20 protein-coding genes are annotated in these 20,617 nt (G+C 69.9%); 8 read left to right on the forward strand and 12 right to left on the reverse strand.

Annotated elements, in window-relative coordinates; translation table 11 throughout:
- The first annotated feature begins 51 nt into the window (after positions 1-51).
- Positions 52-1,137, forward strand: a complete 1,086-nt coding sequence (locus L0977_RS22050; protein ID WP_234267060.1) for an SPOR domain-containing protein — start codon at positions 52-54, stop codon at positions 1,135-1,137.
- Positions 1,138-1,156: 19 nt separating this feature from the next.
- Here the strand turns inward: L0977_RS22050 and L0977_RS22055 are convergent, their stop codons facing one another.
- Both L0977_RS22055 and L0977_RS22060 read right to left on the reverse strand, forming a co-directional pair.
- Positions 1,157-2,302, reverse strand: coding sequence for a DSD1 family PLP-dependent enzyme (locus tag L0977_RS22055; protein ID WP_234267062.1), 1,146 nt, complete (start codon positions 2,300-2,302; stop codon positions 1,157-1,159).
- Entirely contained in the window at positions 2,295-2,945 is a 651-nt protein-coding gene (locus L0977_RS22060) for a histidine phosphatase family protein (RefSeq protein ID WP_234267063.1), read from the reverse strand. Before L0977_RS22060 ends, L0977_RS22055 begins: the two co-directional genes overlap by 8 nt.
- Before the next feature lie 109 nt (positions 2,946-3,054).
- Here L0977_RS22060 and L0977_RS22065 point away from each other — a divergent pair, with 109 nt between their 5' ends.
- A complete protein-coding gene (locus tag L0977_RS22065; protein WP_234267065.1) occupies positions 3,055-5,412 on the forward strand; it encodes a hybrid sensor histidine kinase/response regulator in 2,358 nt (785 codons plus the stop codon).
- A 16-nt stretch (positions 5,413-5,428) separates the two neighbouring features.
- Here the strand turns inward: L0977_RS22065 and L0977_RS22070 are convergent, their stop codons facing one another.
- The 4 genes from L0977_RS22070 to L0977_RS22085 are packed head-to-tail and all read right to left on the reverse strand — an operon-like array spanning position 5,429 to position 8,293.
- Positions 5,429-6,091, reverse strand: a complete 663-nt coding sequence (locus tag L0977_RS22070) for a DUF4136 domain-containing protein (RefSeq protein WP_234267066.1) — start codon at positions 6,089-6,091, stop codon at positions 5,429-5,431.
- A gap of 42 nt (positions 6,092-6,133) precedes the next feature.
- Positions 6,134-7,078 carry a tRNA 2-thiocytidine(32) synthetase TtcA gene (ttcA, locus tag L0977_RS22075; protein ID WP_234267067.1) on the reverse strand — a complete coding sequence of 315 codons (945 nt, stop codon included), beginning with the start codon at positions 7,076-7,078 and terminating at the stop codon, positions 6,134-6,136.
- A gap of 31 nt (positions 7,079-7,109) precedes the next feature.
- Positions 7,110-7,487: a dihydroneopterin aldolase gene (locus tag L0977_RS22080; protein WP_370465336.1), complete on the reverse strand. Its 378-nt coding sequence runs from the start codon at positions 7,485-7,487 to the stop codon at positions 7,110-7,112.
- A gap of 11 nt (positions 7,488-7,498) precedes the next feature.
- Positions 7,499-8,293: an SDR family oxidoreductase gene (locus L0977_RS22085; protein ID WP_234267069.1), complete on the reverse strand. Its 795-nt coding sequence runs from the start codon at positions 8,291-8,293 to the stop codon at positions 7,499-7,501.
- Here L0977_RS22085 and L0977_RS22090 point away from each other — a divergent pair.
- From L0977_RS22090 to L0977_RS22105, 4 genes are all read left to right on the forward strand, one after another.
- Positions 8,292-9,506, forward strand: coding sequence for a class I SAM-dependent methyltransferase (locus L0977_RS22090; protein WP_234267071.1), 1,215 nt, complete (start codon positions 8,292-8,294; stop codon positions 9,504-9,506). The two genes, L0977_RS22085 and L0977_RS22090, sit on opposite strands and share 2 nt — an antisense overlap.
- A gap of 9 nt (positions 9,507-9,515) precedes the next feature.
- Positions 9,516-9,710, forward strand: coding sequence for a DUF2905 domain-containing protein (locus L0977_RS22095; RefSeq protein ID WP_234267072.1), 195 nt, complete (start codon positions 9,516-9,518; stop codon positions 9,708-9,710).
- A 67-nt stretch (positions 9,711-9,777) separates the two neighbouring features.
- Positions 9,778-10,227: a thioredoxin TrxC gene (trxC, locus tag L0977_RS22100; protein WP_234267073.1), complete on the forward strand. Its 450-nt coding sequence runs from the start codon at positions 9,778-9,780 to the stop codon at positions 10,225-10,227.
- A gap of 82 nt (positions 10,228-10,309) precedes the next feature.
- Entirely contained in the window at positions 10,310-11,281 is a 972-nt protein-coding gene (locus L0977_RS22105) for a glucokinase (protein WP_234267074.1), read from the forward strand.
- Here L0977_RS22105 and L0977_RS22110 read toward each other — a convergent pair.
- The 5 genes from L0977_RS22110 to L0977_RS22130 form a co-directional block, all read right to left on the reverse strand.
- Positions 11,278-12,564: a multifunctional CCA addition/repair protein gene (locus L0977_RS22110; RefSeq protein WP_234267075.1), complete on the reverse strand. Its 1,287-nt coding sequence runs from the start codon at positions 12,562-12,564 to the stop codon at positions 11,278-11,280. The two genes, L0977_RS22105 and L0977_RS22110, sit on opposite strands and share 4 nt — an antisense overlap.
- Positions 12,565-12,608: 44 nt before the next feature.
- Positions 12,609-13,295 (reverse strand): glutathione S-transferase family protein, encoded by a 687-nt coding sequence (locus tag L0977_RS22115; protein WP_234267076.1) that lies wholly within the window; start codon positions 13,293-13,295, stop codon positions 12,609-12,611.
- 77 nt (positions 13,296-13,372) lie between these two features.
- Positions 13,373-14,452 carry a phytanoyl-CoA dioxygenase family protein gene (locus tag L0977_RS22120; RefSeq protein WP_234267077.1) on the reverse strand — a complete coding sequence of 360 codons (1,080 nt, stop codon included), beginning with the start codon at positions 14,450-14,452 and terminating at the stop codon, positions 13,373-13,375.
- Positions 14,453-14,460: 8 nt separating this feature from the next.
- Positions 14,461-15,420, reverse strand: a complete 960-nt coding sequence (locus tag L0977_RS22125; protein WP_234267078.1) for a complex I NDUFA9 subunit family protein — start codon at positions 15,418-15,420, stop codon at positions 14,461-14,463.
- A gap of 11 nt (positions 15,421-15,431) precedes the next feature.
- Complete coding sequence (locus L0977_RS22130) at positions 15,432-17,396, reverse strand: lytic transglycosylase domain-containing protein (RefSeq protein ID WP_234267079.1); 1,965 nt, start codon at positions 17,394-17,396, stop codon at positions 15,432-15,434.
- A 48-nt stretch (positions 17,397-17,444) separates the two neighbouring features.
- Here L0977_RS22130 and L0977_RS22135 point away from each other — a divergent pair, with 48 nt between their 5' ends.
- Positions 17,445-18,065, forward strand: a complete 621-nt coding sequence (locus L0977_RS22135) for a 5-formyltetrahydrofolate cyclo-ligase (RefSeq protein ID WP_234267081.1) — start codon at positions 17,445-17,447, stop codon at positions 18,063-18,065.
- Positions 18,066-18,284: 219 nt separating this feature from the next.
- Complete coding sequence (locus L0977_RS22140; protein ID WP_234267083.1) at positions 18,285-19,451, forward strand: serine hydrolase domain-containing protein; 1,167 nt, start codon at positions 18,285-18,287, stop codon at positions 19,449-19,451.
- A 21-nt stretch (positions 19,452-19,472) separates the two neighbouring features.
- Here L0977_RS22140 and L0977_RS22145 read toward each other — a convergent pair whose 3' ends face one another.
- Positions 19,473-20,387 carry a DMT family transporter gene (locus L0977_RS22145; protein ID WP_234267084.1) on the reverse strand — a complete coding sequence of 305 codons (915 nt, stop codon included), beginning with the start codon at positions 20,385-20,387 and terminating at the stop codon, positions 19,473-19,475.
- Positions 20,388-20,617 lie beyond the last annotated feature (230 nt).

Genomic DNA, 20,617 nt, shown 5'->3' on the forward strand with positions numbered 1-20,617 from the left:
CCGCCCCTGGTTTTCCCCGGCATGGCGTTGCCGGCCCGGGCATCCCTGGCCATGAACCGCGCAGCCCCGCTTTCGTCCTTGCCGGCCGAGCCGTCGGCCCTGTCGTCGCCGGCGGCGGGCGCGGAGGGCAGCCGTGGCACCGAGGCGCTGTACCGCGCGGCCCTGGGGCCCGGCGCGGTGACCCGGTATCTGGCGGTGTTCGCGCGTTTTGACGAGCGCGGTGCGGCCTGGCCACACTGGAACCCTGCCGCCGGCTGGTTGGGGCCCTTCTGGCTGTGGTACCGGCGCTTGTGGCGGCCCGCACTGGGGCACGCACTGCTGCTGGGCCTGGCGTTGCTGGCCTGGTGGTGGGTGCAGCGCCAGACCGGCCCGTGGGCGCCCGGTGTGCGCTGGGGGCTGCTGGCCCTGATCGGCGGCGCGGCGGTGGCCGTGCCCGGCTGGTGGGGCGACGCCTGGCTGCACGCCGCCGTGCGCCGGCGCATGATGGCCGCGGTGCAACAGGCCCGCACCGTGCAGGAGGCCTGCCTTCGGCTGGACCGGGCCGCCCGGCGGCGGCATGTCTGGGTGCCCGTGGCGCTGGTCGAGGCACTCATCGCCTTCGGGGTGTTGGTGGGTGCGGCACCCGGGTCCGGGGTGCCCCGTGTTGCCACGCCGACGGCGATGGCGCCGCCCGTGGCTGGGGTGGCACCGTCGCCGCCTTCACCCGTGACCGTGCCCGAAGAAGCCGTGGCACCGGCCGCGCTGACCGACCGGCTGGAGGCCATGCCGGTGGCGGGCCCGGTGGCCGAGTCCCCGGTGGCCGTTTCCGCGTTGGCCTCGCCGCCTCCGTCGGAGCCCGCTCCCTTGGCGCCACCGGCCGCGACAGCGCCGCCGGCGTCGGGCGTGCCCGCGGGGCCCCGGCGCCTGCACGGGCATGGCGTGGCGGTGGGCATTTTTTCGGTGGCGGCCAACGCCGAGCGGGCAGAGCGCCGCCTGCGCGAAGCCGGGCTGACGGTGGTCAGCGATCCGCTGGAGTCGGCGCGGGGGCCACTGATCCGGGTCCGGGTCGGGCCGTTCGAGTCGGCCGCGCAAGCGCAGGCCGCGGCCGAGCGCATCCGCCAGCTGGGGCTGGACGCGCGCGTCTACGGTCCGCGCTGAGGCTGGCGGGCGGTGCCGCTCAGCCGGTGGCGCCGCGCGCATCCACGCGCAGCAGGCACTCGACCGTGCCGGTCTGCAGGCCGCCGCGCACGCCCACCAGCACGTCGTGCAGGTTGACGGTGGGGTCGCAGTGCCCCGGGATCAGCCAGACGGTTTCGCCCAGGGCCGGCAACGGGGAGCCGTGCAGCACGCCGTGTTCGTCGCCCCCGTTGCCGAAGCCCAGCCCGGCCGGGTGCCAGACCTGCGGCAGGCCGCTGTCGATGGCATGGCTTTTGTGGCCGGCGTCGACCACTGCGCGCTCGGCCTGCCGGCTGACTACCTGGGTCTTGACGAACAGGGCGTGTTCGAAACGCGGGGCATCGGTGTCGGGCGTGTTGGCCGCGTAGTCGGCGTCCATGAACAGGTAGGAGCCCGGCTGCAGCTCGCCCCACAGGCCGCTGGTCGCTTCGTGCACGAAGGTGCCGCTGCCGGCGCCGGTGACCAGCGGCACGGTGATGCCCGCCGCCTGCAGGCTGTCGCGGGTCGTCGCGACCGCTTGCGCGGCGACGGTGATGCTGGTCTGCCGTGCCGCCGCACTCCGCTCGTGCTGGGCCCGGCCGTGGTAGGCCTGCAGGCCGGCAAAGCGCAGCAGCGGCTCGGCCTGGATGGCCTGGGCGAGTGCCACCGCGGCCGGGCCTGGCGGAACCCCGCAGCGGCCCTGGCCGACGTCGATCTCGACGAACACGTCCATGGGCGTGTCGACCCCGGCGCGGGCCAAAGCCTCGGCCAGCCGCTGAATGCCCAGCGTGCTGTCCACCGCGATGGCAAAGCGGGTCCGGCCGGCGCGCACCGCCATGGCCAGCCGGGTCAGCTTCGCCGGGTCGACCACTTCGTTGCTGATGTAGATGTCGCTCACGCCCTGCGCCGCCAGCGCCAGGGCTTCGCCGGTTTTCTGCACGCACACGCCCACGGCGCCATGCGCCATCTGCAGCCGGGCCAGTTCGGCGCACTTGTGCATCTTGGCGTGGGGCCGCAGCCGCAGGCCGCGGGCCTGGCAGAACGCGGCCATGCGCTGCAGGTTGCGTTCCATGGCGTCCAGGTCGACCACCAGCGCGGGGGTGTCGATCGCCGCGACCGGCTGACCGACCAGGCCGCTCCACCGGTCGGGGCAGGCGGCGTCAGGCACTGCGCTCGTCCAGCACGTCCTCGCCGCCGTCGGTCTGCAGGTGCCGCACGTCGGCCCAGCCGACCAGGCTCAGACCCTCGGGGCTCCACAGCAGGCGGTTGATGGCCGTGTTCGGCAGTTCCCAGCTGCGCGGCGCCTGCAGTTCCAGGCGTGTGGCGGCGCGGTAGAGCACGTCGAGCACGCCGCCATGGGCGACCACCAGGATCTGCTCGCCCGGGTGGCGGCTGGCCAGCGTGGCCACGGTGTGGGTCACCCGCTCGCGCAGTTGCAGCAGGGTTTCGCCCCCGGGGGGGGCGAAATCGGGCACCCGCTTGCGCCAGGCCAGGGCTTCTTCCGGGTAGCGGGCCTCGAGTTCGGCCCAGGTGTGGCCCTCGAAGCGGCCAAACCCCCGTTCGCGCAGGCCCGGCTGGGTGTGGACCGGGCGGTCGTGCCTTCGCGCCACCGCCTTGGCCGTTTCCAGGGCGCGGCTCAGGTCGCTGGCGTACACGGCCGCGATCGGCTCTTCGCTCAGGGCCTCGGCCAGGCGTTCGGCCTGCCATTGGCCGTGGTCGCTCAGCGCGATGTCGGTGTGGCCCTGGATGCGGGTATCGCGGTTCCAGGCGGTTTCGCCATGGCGCACGGCCAGGATGCGGGTGACTTGCACGGGGTGGGGTCCGGTCGGTGATGAAGTGGCGCACTTTAGCCAATGACTGGCGCCTTGCCTACCCGCTATTCGGGGTTTTGCCCGCGGGAATTGGCCGCACAATGGTTCGATGCCCGTCGACCGTCCCGAGCTGGGGGACTTCTCTTCGCTGTTCAATTTCCTGCCGATCGGCGCGTACCGCAGCTCGCCGGCAGGGCGGATGCTGCGCGCCAACCAGGTGCTGGTGCGGCTCAACGGCTACCAGACCGAGGCCCAACTGCTCGAAGGGGTGCAGGACATTGCCAGCGAGTGGTACGTCGATCCCGGCCGCCGCGCGGTGTTTGCGCAGATGCTCGAGCGCGACGGTTTCGTGCGCGGTTTCGTGTCCGAAATCTGGCGCCACGGCACGGGCGAGCGCATCTGGATCAGCGAAAACGCCCACGGCGTGCGCGACGCCGAGGGGCGCTTGCTGTTCTACGAAGGCACGGTCGAAGACGTCAGCGAGCGCATGCGCGCGCAGGACGCGCTGCGCCGCAACCAGGAACTGCTGCAACTGATCACGGCGCAGGTGCCCGGCATGGTGTTCGTGGTGCACCTGGGGGCCGACGGGCACCGCAGCTACCGGTTCGTCAGTGAGGGCGTGCGCGACATCTACGGTTTCGGCCCCGAGGCCCTGATGCGCGACCCGCAGCTCGCGGCGCGCTACCGCCACCCCGAAGACGTGCAGCAATTGGCGCGAGACCTGGACGCCATCCGCCAGGGGCCGGTGGATCTGGGCGGAGAATTCCGTATCGTCCACCCGGACGGCACCGTGAAGTGGGTCTACCGCCGTTCCAGCGCCGTCTCCGTTGACCAGCATGGCAGCCTGCGTGTGGGCGTGCTGATCGACATCACGGCGCGCCGCCAGGCCGAAGAGGCCCTGCGCTCGAACGAAGCACTGTGGAAACTGGCGCTGGACATTGCCGGTGACGGCGTCTGGGACTGGAACCTGGCCACCGGCGAGGAATACGTGTCGCCGCGCATCCTGGCGATGTACGGCTACGAAGAAAACGAGCTGCAGCCGATGGCCAGCGAGCTCGACGCCCGCACCCACCCCGACGATGTGGCCCAGATGCTGGCCGACCGGCTGGCCCACTTCGAAGGCCGCAACCCGATCTACCGCAACGAACACCGCGTGCGCTGCAAGGATGGGAGCTGGCGCTGGGTGCTCACCCGCGGCATGGTGATCAGCCGCGACGAAGACGGGCGCCCGCTGCGCATGGTCGGCACGCACACCGACATTTCCGACCTCAAGCAGGCCGAAATCGAACGCCGCGCGCTGGAGGCCCAGTTGCGCGAATCGCAGAAGATGGAAGCCATCGGCACCCTGGCCGGCGGTGTGGCGCACGATTTCAACAACCTGCTGGCGGCCATCCTGGGCAACCTGGCGCTGGCGCGCGAAGACGTGGGCCAGGACCACCTGGCCCAGGAGAGCCTGGCCGAAATCCACCGCGCTGCCATCCGGGCACGGCAACTGGTGCAGCAGATCCTGGCTTTCAGCCGGCGCCAGGCGCAGGAGCTGCAGCGCCAGGCGCTGGTGCCGCTGGTGGAAGAGGCCTTGCGCCTGATGCGCTCCTTGCTGCCGGCCGGCGTGCGCCTGCACACCCGGCTGGCGCACCAGCCGCTGCCGGTGATGGCCGACGCGACCCAGATGCAGCAGGTGCTGATGAACCTGTGCACCAACGCCTGGCAGGCCCTGGAGGGCCGCGCCGGGGACATCACGGTGAGCCTTCAGGAAGTGGCGGTCGACGCCGCGCTGGCCCAGGCGCTGGACGGCATCGTGGCCGGCGCCTACGCCTGCCTGAGCGTGGCGGACAACGGCCCGGGCATGGCGGCCGACACGCGCCGCCGCATCTTCGAGCCGTTTTTCACCACCAAGGCGTCGGGGGCCGGCACCGGCCTGGGGCTGTCGGTGGTGCACGGCATCGTCAAGGCGCACCAGGGAGCGATCGCGGTGCACAGCGCGCCCGGCGAGGGCGCGCGGTTCGACATCTACCTGCCGCTGGTGCCTGCCGACGCAGCCGCTGCGGTGGCGGACGACGCGGTGCCCAGCCCACCGCCTCCGCCGGCCCCCCAGGGGCGGCACGTGGTGTACGTGGACGACTACGAGGCGCTGGTGTTTCTGGTGGCGCGCATGCTGCGCAAGATCGGCTACCGCGTCACGACCTTCGGTTCTGGCGAAGAGGCGCTGAAATGGCTGCGTGGTACGCCCGACAGGGTGGACCTGCTGGTGACCGACCAGAACATGCCCGGCATCAGCGGCGTGGAGCTGGCGCGCGAGGCCCGGGCACTGCGTCCGCAGCAGCGCGTGGCCATCGTTTCCGGCCATGTGAACGAACAGCTGCTGGCGGACGCGAACGCGGCCGGCGTGGCCGACGTGCTGGGCAAGCAGGACAGCATGGACGCGCTGGGCGAAGCGATCCGGGAACTGCTGTCCCGGGTCGACTGAAAAGACCGGCCCGCGTTCAGCGAGGCACTTCGATCGCGATGTGCCGCTGACCGGCGGGCGGTTGCGGGAAATCGCGCAGCGCGGCCGAGAGCATGGCGCGCCAGATCTCGGGGCTGTCGTTCCAGCGCCCGTCGTGCGCGGCCTGCGTTTCGTACACCACCTGCCCGGTGCGCGCATCGCGGACCAGCAGCGACAGCCTGCGTTCGTAATACGGGGTGGCGATGCGCATGCCGCCAGGCATCCAGAAAGCCTGGCCGGAGGGCAGCCGGCCCATGCGGTAGCCGGGGCCGAAGGCGTCGGCGGGCGATTCCCAGGGCGCGTGCGGCAGGCGCAAGGTGCTGGCCTGAACCTGGACCCGCCAGGTGGGCGCGGGGTCGTCGGTGCCGGCCACGCGCCAGCCCAGCGGGGCCAGTTGCTGCAGCGCCAGCTGTTCGAGTTCGGTCTGGGCCCGGGCGGCCGGCCCTTCGTTCTGCGACGGCAGGCGGTCGAACAGGTACCACTGCGGCGCGGCGGCGGCCGGAGGCGGGCTCCAGCGGGCGAAGCTCCGGACCTCGCTGTCGACCAGGTACACCGATGCGCAGCCCCCCAGTCCCAGGGTGAGCACCAGGCCGGCCACCGCCGCCAGGCGGGTCCAGCCACGTGGCCGGGGACGGGGAGCAGAAGAGGAGGGCGACATCATGAACATCTCCGGGCATCAACGGGCCGAACCGGCCCGCGCCGGTCAGTGTGCGGCAATGGGTATGACGGCCCGGGCCCGTGTTTCGTTCCCGGCGCGCAGGGCGGCTTCGTCGTTCAGCGCCTCGTCGTCGGCCAGGACCGGTGGCGGCACCGGGTCGTCGGCGTCGAAGGCCTTGTCGCCGTCCTCGTTGGCCATGCCGGTGGTCTGCAGGGTCTGGAAGGGATAGAGCGAGCGGTCCATCAGGTGGCTGGGCACCACGTTCTGCAGCGCGTGCAGCATGTTTTCCAGCCGGCCGGGGAACTGTTTGTCCCAGTCGCGCAGCAGGTTGCCGACCTGCTTGCGCTGCAGGTTCTCCTGGCTGCCGCAGAGCGTGCACGGGATGATGGGGAATTCGCGGTATTCGGCCCAGCGGATCAGGTCTTTTTCGGGCACATAGGCCAGCGGGCGGATCACCATGAACTCGCCGTTGTCGCTGACCAGCTTGGCCGGCATGCCCTTGAGCTTGCCGCCGAAGAACATGTTCAGGAACAGGGTCTGCAGCATGTCGTCGCGGTGGTGGCCCAGCGCGATCTTGGTCGCGCCCAGTTCCTTGGCCACCCGGTAGAGGATGCCGCGGCGCAGCCGGCTGCACAGGCTGCACATGGTCTTGCCGGGCTCGATCTTCTCCTTGACGATGGAGTAGGTGTCCTGCGTCTCGATGTGGTACGGGATGCCGAGTTTCGACAGGTACGCGGGCAGCACGTGATCCGGGAAGCCGGGCTGCTTCTGGTCGAGGTTGACCGCGATCAGCTCGAAGTTCACCGGTGCGCGCTTTTGCAGCTTCATCAGGATGTCGAGCAGGCCGTAGCTGTCCTTGCCGCCCGAGAGGCAGACCATCACGCGGTCGCCTTCCTCGATCATGTGGTAGTCGACGATGGCACGGCCGACCTCGCGGCACAGGCGCTTTTCGAGTTTCTTGTTTTCGAAGGCAAGTTTTTCGGGGGTCATGTCGGGTCTCGTTCGGTCATGGGGCGCGCGGTCACCACTGCCCGCTTTCCATGCGGATGGCCACTTCGCAGTCGGCAAAGATTTCCAGCTTGGCGATGCGCACGCGCACGCCGATCACGCCGGGCAGTTGCATCAGGCGCCGGGTGAGCTTGCCGATCAGGCTTTCCAGCAGGTTCACGTGTTCGGCGGTGCACTCGTCGATGATGATCTGGCGCACCTTGCGGTAGTCGAGCACGTGCCCGATGTCGTCGTCGTGCGGCAGCAGCGGCTGGGTGCCCTGGTTGAGTTCGGCGTCGACCTGGATCGGCTGGGGCGCGGTCCGTTCGTGGTCGAGGATGCCCAGGTTGGCGTCGAAGCGCAGCCCGGTGAGGGTGAGGATCTGGGTGCCGGCGTAATTCGGGGCGTTCATGGGCATCCGCTTCACATCAGGGAAAAGTCGCGCGGAAAGCGCATCAGGTGCTGGCCGCCGTCAACCAGCAGCGTGGTGCCGGTGATCGAGCGGTTGTCCAGGGCGAACGCCACCGTGGCGGCCACGTCGGCCGGGGAGGACGAGCGCCCCAGCGGCGACAGCTGGTGCCGCGCCTGGAACTGCTCGTCGCTCAGCAGGTGGCTGGTCAGCGTCAGGCCCGGTGCCACGCCCACCACGCGCACCGCTGGCGCCAGGGCCAGGGCGAGCATGGTGGTGGCGGCCTCCAGGGCCGCCTTGGACAGCGTGTAGCTGAAGAAATCGGGGTTGAGGTTCCAGAGCTTCTGGTCCAGCAGGTTGACCACCGCGCCGTCGCGGCCATCGGCGGCGCTGCGCAGGTGCTCGGCCAGCGCCTGTGCCAGCAGCACGGGGGCGCCGGTGTTGCTGCGCAGGTGCTGTTCCATCGCGGCATAGCCGAAGCTGGCAGCTTCGTCGTGTTCGAACAGCGACGCGCTGTTGACCACCGCGTCCACGCGGCCGAAGTGCGCGGCCACGGCCGGCAGCAGCGCGCGCGCCTGGGCTTCGTCGGCCAGGTCGGCGGCAAACACCGCGGCACTGCCGGTGCGGCCGGTCAGGGCCTCGCAGTCGGCGGCGGTCTGGCGTGCCTCGCCGCCCGACAGGCGGTAGTGCACGGCCACCTGCCAGCCGGCGCGCGCCAGCGTCAGGGCGATGTCGCGGCCCAGGCGCTTGCCGGCCCCGGTCACGAGGACGGTGCGGTTTTCGGCAGAAGCGGCGGCGGAACGGGGCATGGACGACAATCGGCGGGTGGAAAAAACGACCGTCGAAGCAGCCGCTGCCGGCGCGTGCCGGGCACCAGCGGCCCCGGCCGGCGAGGCCGCCAGTTTACCGACCGCCCTGCGCCAGCGGGTGGATGAGGCCATTGCCGCTGCGGGCGGCTGGCTGCCGTTCGACCGTTTCATGGCCCTGGTGCTGTATGCGCCCGGCCTGGGCTATTACGCGCACGGCAGCCCCAAATTCGGCCACCTGCCCGAAGGGGTGGACGGCCAGGGCAGCGATTTTGTGACCGCGCCCGAGCTGTCGCCGCTGTTCGGCCACACCCTGGCGCGCCAGGTGGCGCAGGCGCTGGAAGCGACCGGGACCCATGAGATCTGGGAATTCGGCGCCGGCAGCGGCGCCCTGGCCCTGCAGGTGCTGGACGCGCTGGCCGCGGCGGGCCGGCCCCCGGCCCGCTACACCATCGTCGACCTCTCGGGCAGCCTGCGCGAGCGCCAGCGCAGCACGCTGGCCCGCCACGCCGAACGGGTGCGGTGGGTCGACCAGTTGCCCGATCGCTTCGAGGGCGTGATCCTGGGCAACGAGGTGCTCGACGCCATGCCGGTGCAACTGCTGCAGCGGATCGGTGGGCAGGCCGACGGCGTCTGGCACGAACGCGGCGTGGCGCTGACCGCCGACGGCGCCCTGGCCTGGGCCGACCGGCCCTCTGCGCTGCGCCCGCCGCTGGAGATCGAAGGTCCGCACGACTACCTGACCGAAATCCACCCCCAGGCCGAAGCCTTCGTGCGCACCCTGGCCGAGCGCTGGGCGCGTGGCGCCGCCTTCTTCATCGACTACGGTTTCCCCGAGGCCGAGTACTACCACCCTCAGCGCCACATGGGCACGCTGATCTGCCACCGCGCCCACCGCAGCGACGACAACCCGCTGGTGGACCTGGGGCTCAAGGACATCACCGCGCACGTGAACTTCACCGGCGTTGCGCTGGCCGCGCAGGACGCCGGGCTGGCCGTGCTGGGCTACACCAGCCAGGGCCGGTTCCTGATCAACGCCGGGCTGCTGGACGTGGCCCGCGATGCCGGTCCGCGCGACCAGGCGATGCTGGGCAAGCTGGTGAACGAGCACGAAATGGGCGAGTTGTTCAAGGTGCTGGCATTGGCTCCCGTGGCCAGCAGCGAAGGCTGGGTGCCCCTCGGCTTCACCGCGGGCGACCGCACGCACCGGCTGTAGGCGCCCACCATGATCCGCTGGATGATCGTCATCTTCCTGGCGCTGCTGCTGATCAGCTGGTTCACACCGCTGCTGCACAAACTGGGGTTCGGCAAGCTGCCGGGCGACCTGCGCTTCCGGGCCTTTGGCCGGGACTGGTTCATTCCGCTGACCACCACCATCCTGCTGAGTTTTGTGGCTTCGCTGATCGGGCGGGTGATCTGATACCCGGGGCAGTGTCTTGAAGCCGGGGCGGTCGTCCCCATCTGGTCGGCATCACCCGGAGCCCACCATGACCGCCACCACCACCGAGCCGCTGCACATCGTCTGCCCGCACTGCCACACCACCAACCGCGTCGGTGCCGCCGACCTGGGCGGCCAGCCTGATTGCGGCAAGTGCCACCAGCCCCTGTTCACCGGGCACCCGGTGGCGCTCGACGAAACCGCGTTCGACCGCCACATCGCCCGTTCGCAGGTGCCGGTGCTGGTCGACTTCTGGGCGCCCTGGTGCGGGCCCTGCCGCATGATGGCGCCGCATTTCGAGGCCGCCGCGCGCGAACTGGAACCGCAGGTGCGGCTGGCCAAGGTCGACACCGAAGCGGTGCCGGCACTGGCCGCGCGTTTCGGCATCCGCAGCATTCCCACGCTGGCGCTGTTTGCCGGCGGCCGCGAGGTGGCGCGCCAGCCCGGCGCCCTGCGCAGCGCCGACATCGTGCGCTGGGTGCGGCAGCATCTTGGCTGAGGGGCCGGCCGCGCTGCGCATAATGGTTTTCACGGCGGCGTGGACACCGGGGGGACCGGTGGCGCCGCCCCCAGGACGCCACATGCCCGCTGCCAGCCCTTCCGCCCCCTTTCCCCGCCTGCTGGCCGACATCGGCGGCACCAACGCCCGTTTCGGCTGGCAGGCCGCGCCGGGTGAGCCGGTGTCTGCGGTGCGGGTGCTGGCCTGCGCCGAGCACCCGTCGCTGATGGGCGCCATCCGGGCCTACCTGGCCCAGGCCGGGCTGGCCGCGCCCCGGGCGGCGGCGCTGGCCATTGCCAGCCCGATCACCGGTGACCAGGTGCGCATGACCAACCACCACTGGGGCTTTTCGCAGGCCGAGCTGAAGGCCGGGCTGGGGCTGGACGTGCTGCGCCTGCTCAACGACTTCACCGCCCTGGCGCTGTCGCTGCCGGCAATTCCTGCCGGCGAACTGCGCCAGGTGGGCGGTGGCCCGGGCGATCCGGCCGCTGCCGTGGCCCTGCTCGGCGCGGGCACCGGGCTGGGCGTGTCGGGGCTGCTGCCCGACGGGCGGGGCGGCTGGGTGCCGATCCAGGGCGAAGGCGGGCACGTCACCCTGCCAGCGGCGTCGCCGCGCGAGCGCCTGGTCATGGACGCCCTGGCCCAACGCCATGGCCGCGCCTCGGCCGAGCGGCTGCTCAGCGGGCCGGGTCTGCTCGAAGCCTGCCAGATCCTGTGCGCGGCCGATGGCGTCGCCGCCCCGGCCACGTCGGCGGAGGTGACGGCGGCGGCGCTGGCCAGCGGGCTGCCGCAGGCGCAGGAAGCGCTCACCCTGTTCTGCGCGCTGCTGGGCTCGGTGGCCGGCAACCTGGCGTTGACGCTGGGCGCCCGGGGCGGCGTGTACGTGGGGGGCGGCATCGTGCCGCGCCTGGGCGACTGGTTCGACCGCTCGCCGTTCCGCGCGCGTTTCGAGCGCAAGGGCCGCTACCGCGCCTACCTGGCGGACATTCCGGTCTGGGTGATCACGTCACCGCAGTCGCCGGCGCTGCTGGGCGCCGCGCGCGCGCTGGCTTAGGCCGCGGCAGACCGCATCGTGTCGATGGCCCGGGTACGCGCGGTGGCAATCGCCGCCGCAATGGTCTCGCCCGGGTTGCGGGGCGCGGGGGACTGCTGCTGCACCGCGCGTGCGATCGGGGCTGTTTCCACCGACAGCGCGGCCGCCAGCACCGCCTGCAGGCGGTCGCGCTGCGGGTAGGCGCTGTCGTCGAAACCCAGGCGGCCACGGGCATCGCATTCGCAGGCCAGCAGCACGTCGGCAAACCGCTCGGGGCGGCGCAGCGCGTCGCAGCGCTCCAGCAATCGCAGCAGGGCCGCCGCGTTGAGGTCGGTGCTGCGGTGGATGTTGCCGTGTTCGCGCGCCACCACGTCGGCCAGCTCGCGGCACTCGCGCGGTACGCGCCAGCGCTCGCACACCGCCTGCAGCAGGCGGGCGCTGCGCACCTCGTGCCCGATGTGGCGCGGCAGCACGTCGGCCGGTGTGGTGCCCTTGCCCAGGTCGTGGCACAGGCAGGCAAAACGCACCGGCAGGCTCGCGCCCAGGCGCGCCGCCATGTCCAGCACCATCATCAGGTGCACGCCGGTGTCCACCTCCGGGTGGTAGTCGGCACGCTGCGGCACGCCCCACAGGCGCTGCACCTCGGGCAGCAGCCGGGCCAGCGCGCCACAGTCGCGCAGCACCTCGAACATGCGTGAAGGGCGCGGCTCCATCAGGCCGCGCGCGAGTTCCTGCCAGACCCGCTCGGGCACCAGGTGGTCGACCTCGCCCGCGGCCACCATGTCCTGCATCAGCGCCAGGGTTTCCGGCGCCACGGTGAAGGTCGGGAAACGCGCGGCAAACCGCGCCAGCCGCAGGATGCGCACCGGGTCTTCGGCGAAGGCGCCGGTCACGTGGCGCAGCACGCCCGCCCGCAGATCGGCCTGGCCACCGTGGGGGTCGATCAGGGGCGCGCCAGCAGGGTCGTCGGCATCGGCCTGGGCCACCGCCATGGCGTTGATCGTCAGGTCGCGCCGGGCCAGGTCCTCTTCCAGCGTGACGCCGGGGTCGGTGTGAAAGTGGAAGCCGTGGTAGCCCGGGGCGGTCTTGCGTTCGGTGCGCGCCAGCGCGTATTCCTCGCGCGTCTGCGGGTGCAGAAAGACCGGGAAGTCCTTGCCCACGGGCAGGAAACCCTGTGCGGTCATGGCCTCGGGCGTGGCCCCGACGACCACCCAGTCGCGGTCGAAATGGCTGCCTGCAGGCCGCTGGGCCTGGCGGGCAAGCAGGGCGTCGCGCACCGCGCCGCCCACGAGATAGATGTCCATGCGGGCAGTGTAGGCCAGCCGCGGTGGCGGCCGGCGTGGTGCGGTCAGCGGCTGGCGCGGTAAGGCTCGTCCATCGCCACGAAGTCGTGCTCGGTCAGTGCCTGTTGCACCCAGGCTTGCACGCCCGGCAGCGCCAGCACGCGGTCGACGTAGGCGGCCACGGTCGGGCTGACGGGCAGGGCGTAGGTGCGCAGTCGCGAGCAGACCGGGGCAAAGTAGGCGTCGGCGATGCTGAAATCGCCGAACAGCAGCGGGCCGCCGTGTTCGGCCAGCAGTTCGGTCCACATGGCTTCGAGGCGGGCCACGTCGGCGCGCACGCCAGCCTGGTCGCGCCAGACGATGCGGCCCACCTCGGGCAACGAAGCCTCGATGTTCATGGCGCAGTGGTTGCGCAGCGCGCCGAAGCCGCTGTGCATCTCGGCGCAGACGCTGCGCGCGCGGGCCCGCGCGCGGGCATCGGCCGGCCAGAGCCGCTTCTCGGGGAAGCGCTCGGCCAGGTATTCCGCGATCGCCAGCGTGTCCCAGACGGCGAAGCCGTCGTCGATCAGCACCGGCACCTTGCCCACCGGGTTGATGGCGCCGACGGTCTGCTTGAAGGTCGAGTCGGCATCGAACGCGTCGAAGCGCACCATCACTTCCTCGAACGGAATGCCGGCCTGGGTCAGCAGGACCCAGGGGCGCATGGACCAGGACGAGTAGTTCTTGTTGCCGATGAAGAGTTGCAGGGACATGGGGGCTCCGTGGGTCAGGACAGGGCCGGATTCTGACGCCTGCCGGGTGCGGGATTTTCTGCCCATTGATTACGTTTTTATGATGAATAGTCTTCCTGAGGGCGCGCTGAAAAATCGCTGACTTCAAATGCCTCTTGATGACCAATGTTGAAGGTTGTGTGCTGCACGCGGTAGAAGCCCTCGATTTGTTCATATTCCCAGGGTGCATCCATCGGAGCGGGCGCCTTCGGGTTGAAGAACTTGTCTTGGTGGTAGACCGGAACACCTACCGGCGTGGTGTGCATTACAAGACTGAAGCGTGTTCTGGTGATGTCCTCAATCGCACCTCCTCCATGAGGGAGTTGCGGGTGCCATATCACTGTATCTCCTGCTTCCACATCTAGCGTTTGTAGGGTCAAGCCTGCTGACAAGCATTGTTGCTCGACTTTGCTGCGGTAGGATTCGAAGAGTTCGTTGGATATGGGTGGGATTTCGTTCAGTGAGCCCACTATTTCTTTGGCGATCTCTTCTCTGTTGAGTTCAGGTAGCTTGTGACCGCCTGCAAATACTTGAAGTGCGCCGTTCGCTTTTGTTGCATCCTCCAGTGCAACCCAGACGCCCAGATAAAAATGCTCGGGACGTGTTGAAAAATAAGGACTGTCTCTATGTGCGGGTTGCGCCGATCCTCTCTCGTAAAAAAGGGACGTGTAGAGACAGGGCGTCGCGCCAAAGAGCGCAAGCTGCGTTTGATACGCAATACTGTTATCGGAGAATAGTGAAAAAAGCTCAGGTAATATTGTGTGCAAATTTATAATGCGTGGGTAGTGACCATCTGCATCGATATGCTTTTCAAATTTCTGTTTATGGCTCTGTGAGAATCTTTTGAATGAGTTAATGGCTTGAGTGCATTTTTCTTTTGGAATGGATTTTTTGATGACCGTGAATCCATTTTCAATTATTTCGTTCGTGTGGTGCCTTATTTCTGATGGAAGATTTTTGGAATTCTTCTGGATCTCTGAAGAATCCATGAACCACGGATGAATTTTGTTGCGAACTGAGTTGGTTAATTTCATGGTTTGGTCTTTTGCTCCTGGTGTGGTAGCCAATCTCAAAGAATGGGCCTCCGTCACGCGGAAGCATACCTCTTGAAGGCCGAACAAGTCGGTTGCGGCTTTCAATGATGCGCTCAACGCGGCCCGCGGGCGCGCAGGGCCAGTCCGTGGTCGCGTGCGGGGTTCAGGTAGGTGGGTGCGATGGCGTGTACCGATGCGGCCCGGATGCCCAGGCTGTCGAGGCCGGGCCACTGGCCGGAGGCCACGTTGTCGACCTGCATGGACGCCAGGTTGTCGCGGCTCATCAAGGGCTCGCCGGGCAGGCATTCCATGGCCAGCGCCTGCAGGCGGCCCAGCGCGGCGGGCAGGGGCCACACCGGCCGCTGGTGGCTGCCGTGGCGACCGGCCAGGCGCACCAGATCGGCCAGTGTCAGCACCTCGGGGCCGGCGCATTCGAGGATCTGGCCCTGGCTGGCGCGCGCGCGGGCATCGGGTGGCAGGCAGCGCACGATGGCCTCGGCCACGTCTTCGACCCAGACCGGCTGGAAGCGCGCGCCGGCGCCGGCCAGCGGCAGCACGGGCAGCACCGCCTGGAGCCGGGCAAACAGGTGGAGGAAGCGGTCGCCGTCGCCGAAGATCACGCTCGGCCGCAGCACGGTCAGGCGCAGGCCGGCCGCCTGCAGCACGGCTTCGCCCCGGCCTTTGCTGCGCTGGTAGCGGGAAGGGCCTTCGGGGTCGGCGCCGAGGGCGCTGACATGCACCACGCGGTCGACGCCGCAGGCCATGCAGGCCTGGGCCAGGGTGTGCGGCAGCGCCACATGGGCGCGTTCAAAGGCAGCTTCCGTGCCTTGCAGGATGGCCACGAGGTTGACGACGGCGCCATGCCCGGGCAGCAGGCGGCGCAGCGCGGCGGCGTCGTGCACGTTCGCTTCGCAAACGCTCAGGCCGGGCAGGTGCTGGATGGCCCGGGCGTTGGCGGCCCGGCGGGTGGGCACGGTGACACGGTGGCCGGCGCGGACCAGGCGCTCGCACACATGGCGGCCGACGAAACCGGTGCCGCCTAAAACCAGGATGGGCGCTGTGGAGCCGGGCATGGCGGGCGCTCTCAGGGCAGGTCGCCGTTGATCGCCGCTGCCGTGGCCTGGCGCGGGCCCACCGTGCCCAGCCGCGCCTGCAACGACTGCGGCTGCCCGCTGAGCGCGGCGGCGTAGAGCGTGGTGTTGGACAGCACTTTCTGCACGTAGTCGCGGGTTTCCGCGAACGGGATGTTTTCGACCCAGATCTCGGCCGGCAGCGTCGGCCCGTTGCGCCAGGCACGTGGCCGGTTCGGACCGGCGTTGTAGGCCGCCGCAGCCATTGGCAGCGAGCCTTCGAAGTCGTCGAGCGCGAACTTCAGATAGGCGGTGCCAATGAGGATGTTGGTGTCGCGCTCGCTGATCTGGCCGGGCTGGAAGTCGGTCAGGCCGATCTTGCGTGCGGTCCAGCGCGCGGTGGCCGGCATCACCTGCATCAGCCCGGAGGCGCCGACGCCGGAGCGCGCTTCGGTGACGAAACGGCTTTCCTGGCGGATCAGGCCGTACACGTAGGCCGGGTCGAGCCCGATCTCGCGCGCGCGCCGCACCACCAGGTCGCGGTGTGGGGTGGGAAAACGCTGCGAGACGTCGAACACGTCGCGCGTGCGTTCGCTGGTGTTGATGCAGCGGTCCCAGATTTCCTGGCTGCAGGCCAGGGCGGCGGCGGCCAGCAGTTCGCGGTCTTCGAGGCCACCCGGGGTGTGCAGCGCCACGGCGTAGTTCCATTCGCGCACGCCTTCGCTGCGCAGACCCAGAGCCAGCGCGGCCTGGGCGCGCTGCAGGCTGGGGTCGCGCGCGGCGGTGGCGGCTTCGGTGGCGGTCAGCGGCGGTGGTGGGGCGGGTGCGGTCACGCGGCGGCCCAGGGCCTCCAGCGCGAGTTGGCCGTAGAAGCTGCGCGGCGAGGCCAGCGATTCGTACAGCGCGAGCGCCTGGGCCTTGGCGGCGATCGGGTCCAGCTCAGGCAGGGTTTGCAGGCTGCGCGCGCGCCAGTAGACCCAGGCCGGCTCCTGCTGCTGCTCGGCAGGCATGGCCGCGATGGCCTCGCGCACCACGCTCCACTGGCCGGCGCGCAGGCCGGCGCGGGCGCGCCAGGCCAGGTGGTCGGGCGCCATGTAGGCCGCCTGGCCTTTGGCGAAATGGTCGAGCGCGTTGTCCTGCAGGCGCTGGGCTGCGCGTTTGCCGATCACGCCCCAGACCCAGCTGCGCTCTTCCTGGGTGAGCTGGGCGCGCCAGCGCGTGTGGTTCATCTCGGCAATGGCGGCGTCGAGATCGGTGCTGGCCAGCCGCACCAGGGCCAGCGTGACCAGTTCCTTGGTGCGCGGCCGGAGGGCGGTGAATTTGTCGTCCAGGTAGCGGGCTGGGTTCTGGGCGATGGCGTCGAGCTGCTGGGCGCGGTCGGGGTCGATCAGGGCGATGGCCTGCACGGCGGCACGGGGTTTGCCGGCTTCCAGTGCCAGACGCGCCCGTTGCCAGGCGGTGTCCTGGCCCAGGTGGCCGCTGCGCAGCAGCGCTTCGGCGGCGGTGGCGCAGCCGTCGTCGGCGTCGGGCTGGGCCAGCCAGAGCTTGCCCACCTCGCGGGCGGCGGTTTCGGCGGGCAGGCGCTGCGCGGCGGCGTCGAGCATCAGCGTGTAACAACGCACCTGCCGGTCGTCGTTCATGCGGAATTGCGGCGCCTCGGCGGCAAAACGGGCCCAGTCGCGGCTCTTGCCCAGTTGCAGCAGCCAGTCGTTGCGCAGACGGTCTTCCCAGTAGCTGCCGGCCTGCCGCGCCAGCGCCGCGCGGATGTCTTCGGGGCTGGCCTTGTCGAGCCGGGCGCGCATCTCCCAGTACACGGCCAGCGGCTCCAGCAGGTGGCCGCGCAGGCGGGGCAGGGTGGCCGACAGCGTGCCGGTGTCGCCGCGCCGGAAGGCGTCGCGCATTTGCAGCAGCGCCGCGTCGCCGGGGGCCTGGGCCAGGGCATGGCTGGCCGGTGCCAGGGGCAGCAGCAGCGCAGCCATAATGGGCACAAGGCCCCGCTTCAAGCTCACCAGAATCATCACAGGATTATGGACAACAAAGACGCAGAAGGTTCCCCTGCCCACGACCGGGACAACCCCAAGGCCGCCTGGCGCAAGGCCCTGATCGCCAAGCGCCAGGGCCTGGCCGACCGCGCCTGGCGCAACGACCTGCTGCAGCGTGTGATGCGCGTCTGGCTGATCCACCGGCCGGACACCGTGATCGGCGCCTACTGGCCGATCAAGGGCGAATTCGATCCGCTGCCGGCGCTGTTCCGCTGGCAGGAGGCGGGGCTGGAGGAAGACGCCCAGAGCGCCGCCCGGCAGCGGCGCATCGGTCTGCCGGTGGTCAACAAGGTGGACAAGACCCTCACCTTCTACAGCTGGTACCCCGGCTGTCCCATGGAAGAAGACGCGTACGGCATTCCCAAGCCCAAGGACACCGAAATCGTGGTGCCCACGCTGATCTTCGTGCCCTGCGTGGGTTTCGGCCCGGGGGGCTACCGGCTGGGCTACGGCGGCGGCTTCTACGACCGCACGCTGGCCAGCCTGCAGCCCAAGCCGTTCACGGTGGGTCTGGCCTACGACTTCGGCTACGTGCCCGATCTGGTGCCCGAACCGCACGACGTGCCGCTGGACGCGATCCTGGCCGACACCGGCGTGATGAAGTAGGCACCCCCTGCGAAGGTGGAGGGTGCACCCCCTGCGCCGCTGATGCGGCTTCCCCCTCTCTGGCGCGGCTTCGCCGCTGGGAGGGGGACGGCACCTGCGGCCCGGCAGAGCCGGTTCCGCGGTGCCCTGGTGATGGAGGCAACGCGCGTCGGATTGCGTACGGCGAGCGAGCAGCATAAAGAGCAGGACGACCAACATACTTACAACGAGGAGACATACATGGCACGCTGGCTGCGCCGGGCTTTTCTGGCGATTCTGGGCTTGCTGGTGCTGGCGGCTGCGGCTATCCAGCTGATGGGGCACGGCTATTTCTGGACCGCGCTGCGCCACACCTATCTGGACGGGCACAACACCGCCCACATCGACGACGCGCGCAATTTCCCGCAGGCCGTGATCGCGGGCGGCACGCCCCAGCCCTGGCCCGTGGCGGCCGTGCAGCGCCCGCTGTCCGAATCCCTGCGCGCGTACCTGAGCGAACACCGCAGCGCCGCCTTCCTGGTGGCGCACCGGGGCGAACTGATCCACGAAACCTATTTCGCGCCCTACAGCGCCGAAAGCCGCACCAACGGGTTTTCGATGGTCAAGACGCTGACCACGCTGCTGGCCGGCGCGGCGGTGGCCGACGGCATCCTGCCGGACTTCGACGCGCCTGCCGCGCGCTGGCTGCCCGAATACGCCGGCCACCCGCTCGGGGCGCAGGCCACGCTGGCGCAGTTTTCGGCCATGACCTCCGGGCACGAATGGACGGAAAACTACTACCTGCCGCTGAACCCCACCACCGAGCTGTACTTTGGTGGTGACGCTGCGGGCGTGGTGCTGCGTCAGGGTTTCGAGCGCGCGCCCGGCACCGCTTTCGAGTACAGCAGCGCCTCCACCCAGGTGCTGGCCGTGGCGCTGCAGCGCGCCCTGCGCGAGCGCGATCCGGGGCAGAGCCTGTCCCTCTACCTGAGCCAGCGCCTGTGGCAGCCGCTGGGCTTGGCCGACGCCAGCTGGAGCCTGGACCGTCCGCGCGAGCAGGGCGGCATGGAAATGGCCTACTGCTGCGTGCACAGCCGTGCCCGCGACATGGCCCGCATCGGGCAACTGCTGCTGCAAGATGGGCAATGGAACGGCCAGGCGCTGTTGCCGGCCGCGTTTGTCCAGCGCATCACCCAGCCCAATGGTCTGGCACGCTTCTACGGCCACGGCCTCTGGATGGACCCGGACCACGCGCCACCGTTCTATTTTCTGCAGGGCCACCTGGGGCAGTACGTGATCGTGGTGCCTTCCGAGGCGCTGGTGATCGTGCGCCTGGGCCAGTACCGCACGCAGGAGCGCACGCGCCATGCGCAGATTCGCGACGAGGTCTACCGCTACGTCGACGAGGCGCTGCGCATGGTGCGCTGAAGCAGGGGGACCGCTGCCGCCTCAGGGGTGTTCGGCGGTGGCGTGCGCTTCGCTGATGCGCTTTTCGCGCCGCACGATGTAGAGGCCACTGCCGACGATGATGGCGGCACCGTACCAGGTGGAGGCATCGGGCAGGGTCTGCCAGAGCAGCCAGTCCAGGCCCACGCCCCAGGCCAGGGCGGTGTATTCGAACGGCGCCACGGCACTGGCCTGACCATGGCGGAAGGCGTCGTTGATGGCCAGTTGGCCCAGAAAGCCGGTCACGGCCAGCGCCAGCAACAGCCAGGTGTGGCTGGCCGATACCGGCACCCACTGCGGGGCGGCCAGCAGGCCGGCGCCGACACCGATGAACACCATCATGGTCAGGATCAGCGATTCCAGGCTGTCGCTGCGGCTGAGCAGCCGACCGGCGACAGCGGTCACGGCGTAACACAGCGCAGCGCCCAGGATGGCCAGGCCGCCTGGCGAGGCGAATCCGGCCTGCAGGTCGGCACCGCTGGGACGCAGCGCCACCACCACGCCGACAAAGCCGGCCGCGATGGCCCACCAGTGCGCTCGCGGCACGCGTTCCCCGAGTACCGGCACCGACAGGGCCGTGATCAGCAGGGGCGCGATGAAAAACAGCGTGTAGGCGGCCGACAGCGGCAGTTCGCCCACGCCGCGGGTGAACAGCGCCAGCATGGTGATGCCCAGCACGCCGCGCAGGATGTGCAGTGACCAGCGCAGGCGGCGCAACTTGTGCCAGGCGCCGCGCCAGTGCACATAGGCGAGCACCAGCGGCAGTGCGGTCAGCCCGCGCAGGCAGGCGATCTGCAAAGGCGGGTAGTGCGGTGACAGGGTCTTGAGCACCGCGTCCATGAAGGCGAAGAACATCACCGCCAGCAGCATCGAGACGATGCTGCGCAGATTGCCTTGGGCGTGGGAAGCGGTGGTCATGGTGGGCCTGGAAAGCGGCGCAGTGTGCCAGAAAGTGGTGCGTCGCCTGGGGCCAAAGGGCGGGCGGATGCCGGAGCCCCTTGCCGGCACCCACCGCGGTGGCGGTGCCGGGCTTGTATCTTCATATCTGACTGGCGCGGTAGAGTGTGGCCGCCGTTGAGGCGGCCAGACCGGCCCGTGCAGTTTGGTAGCGGCTGGGGTGATCGAGCCCGTGACTGAGTACAGAACGC

This window comes from Hydrogenophaga sp. NFH-34 (genome assembly GCF_021401345.1).
Lineage (GTDB): Bacteria > Pseudomonadota > Gammaproteobacteria > Burkholderiales > Burkholderiaceae_C > Hydrogenophaga > Hydrogenophaga electricum.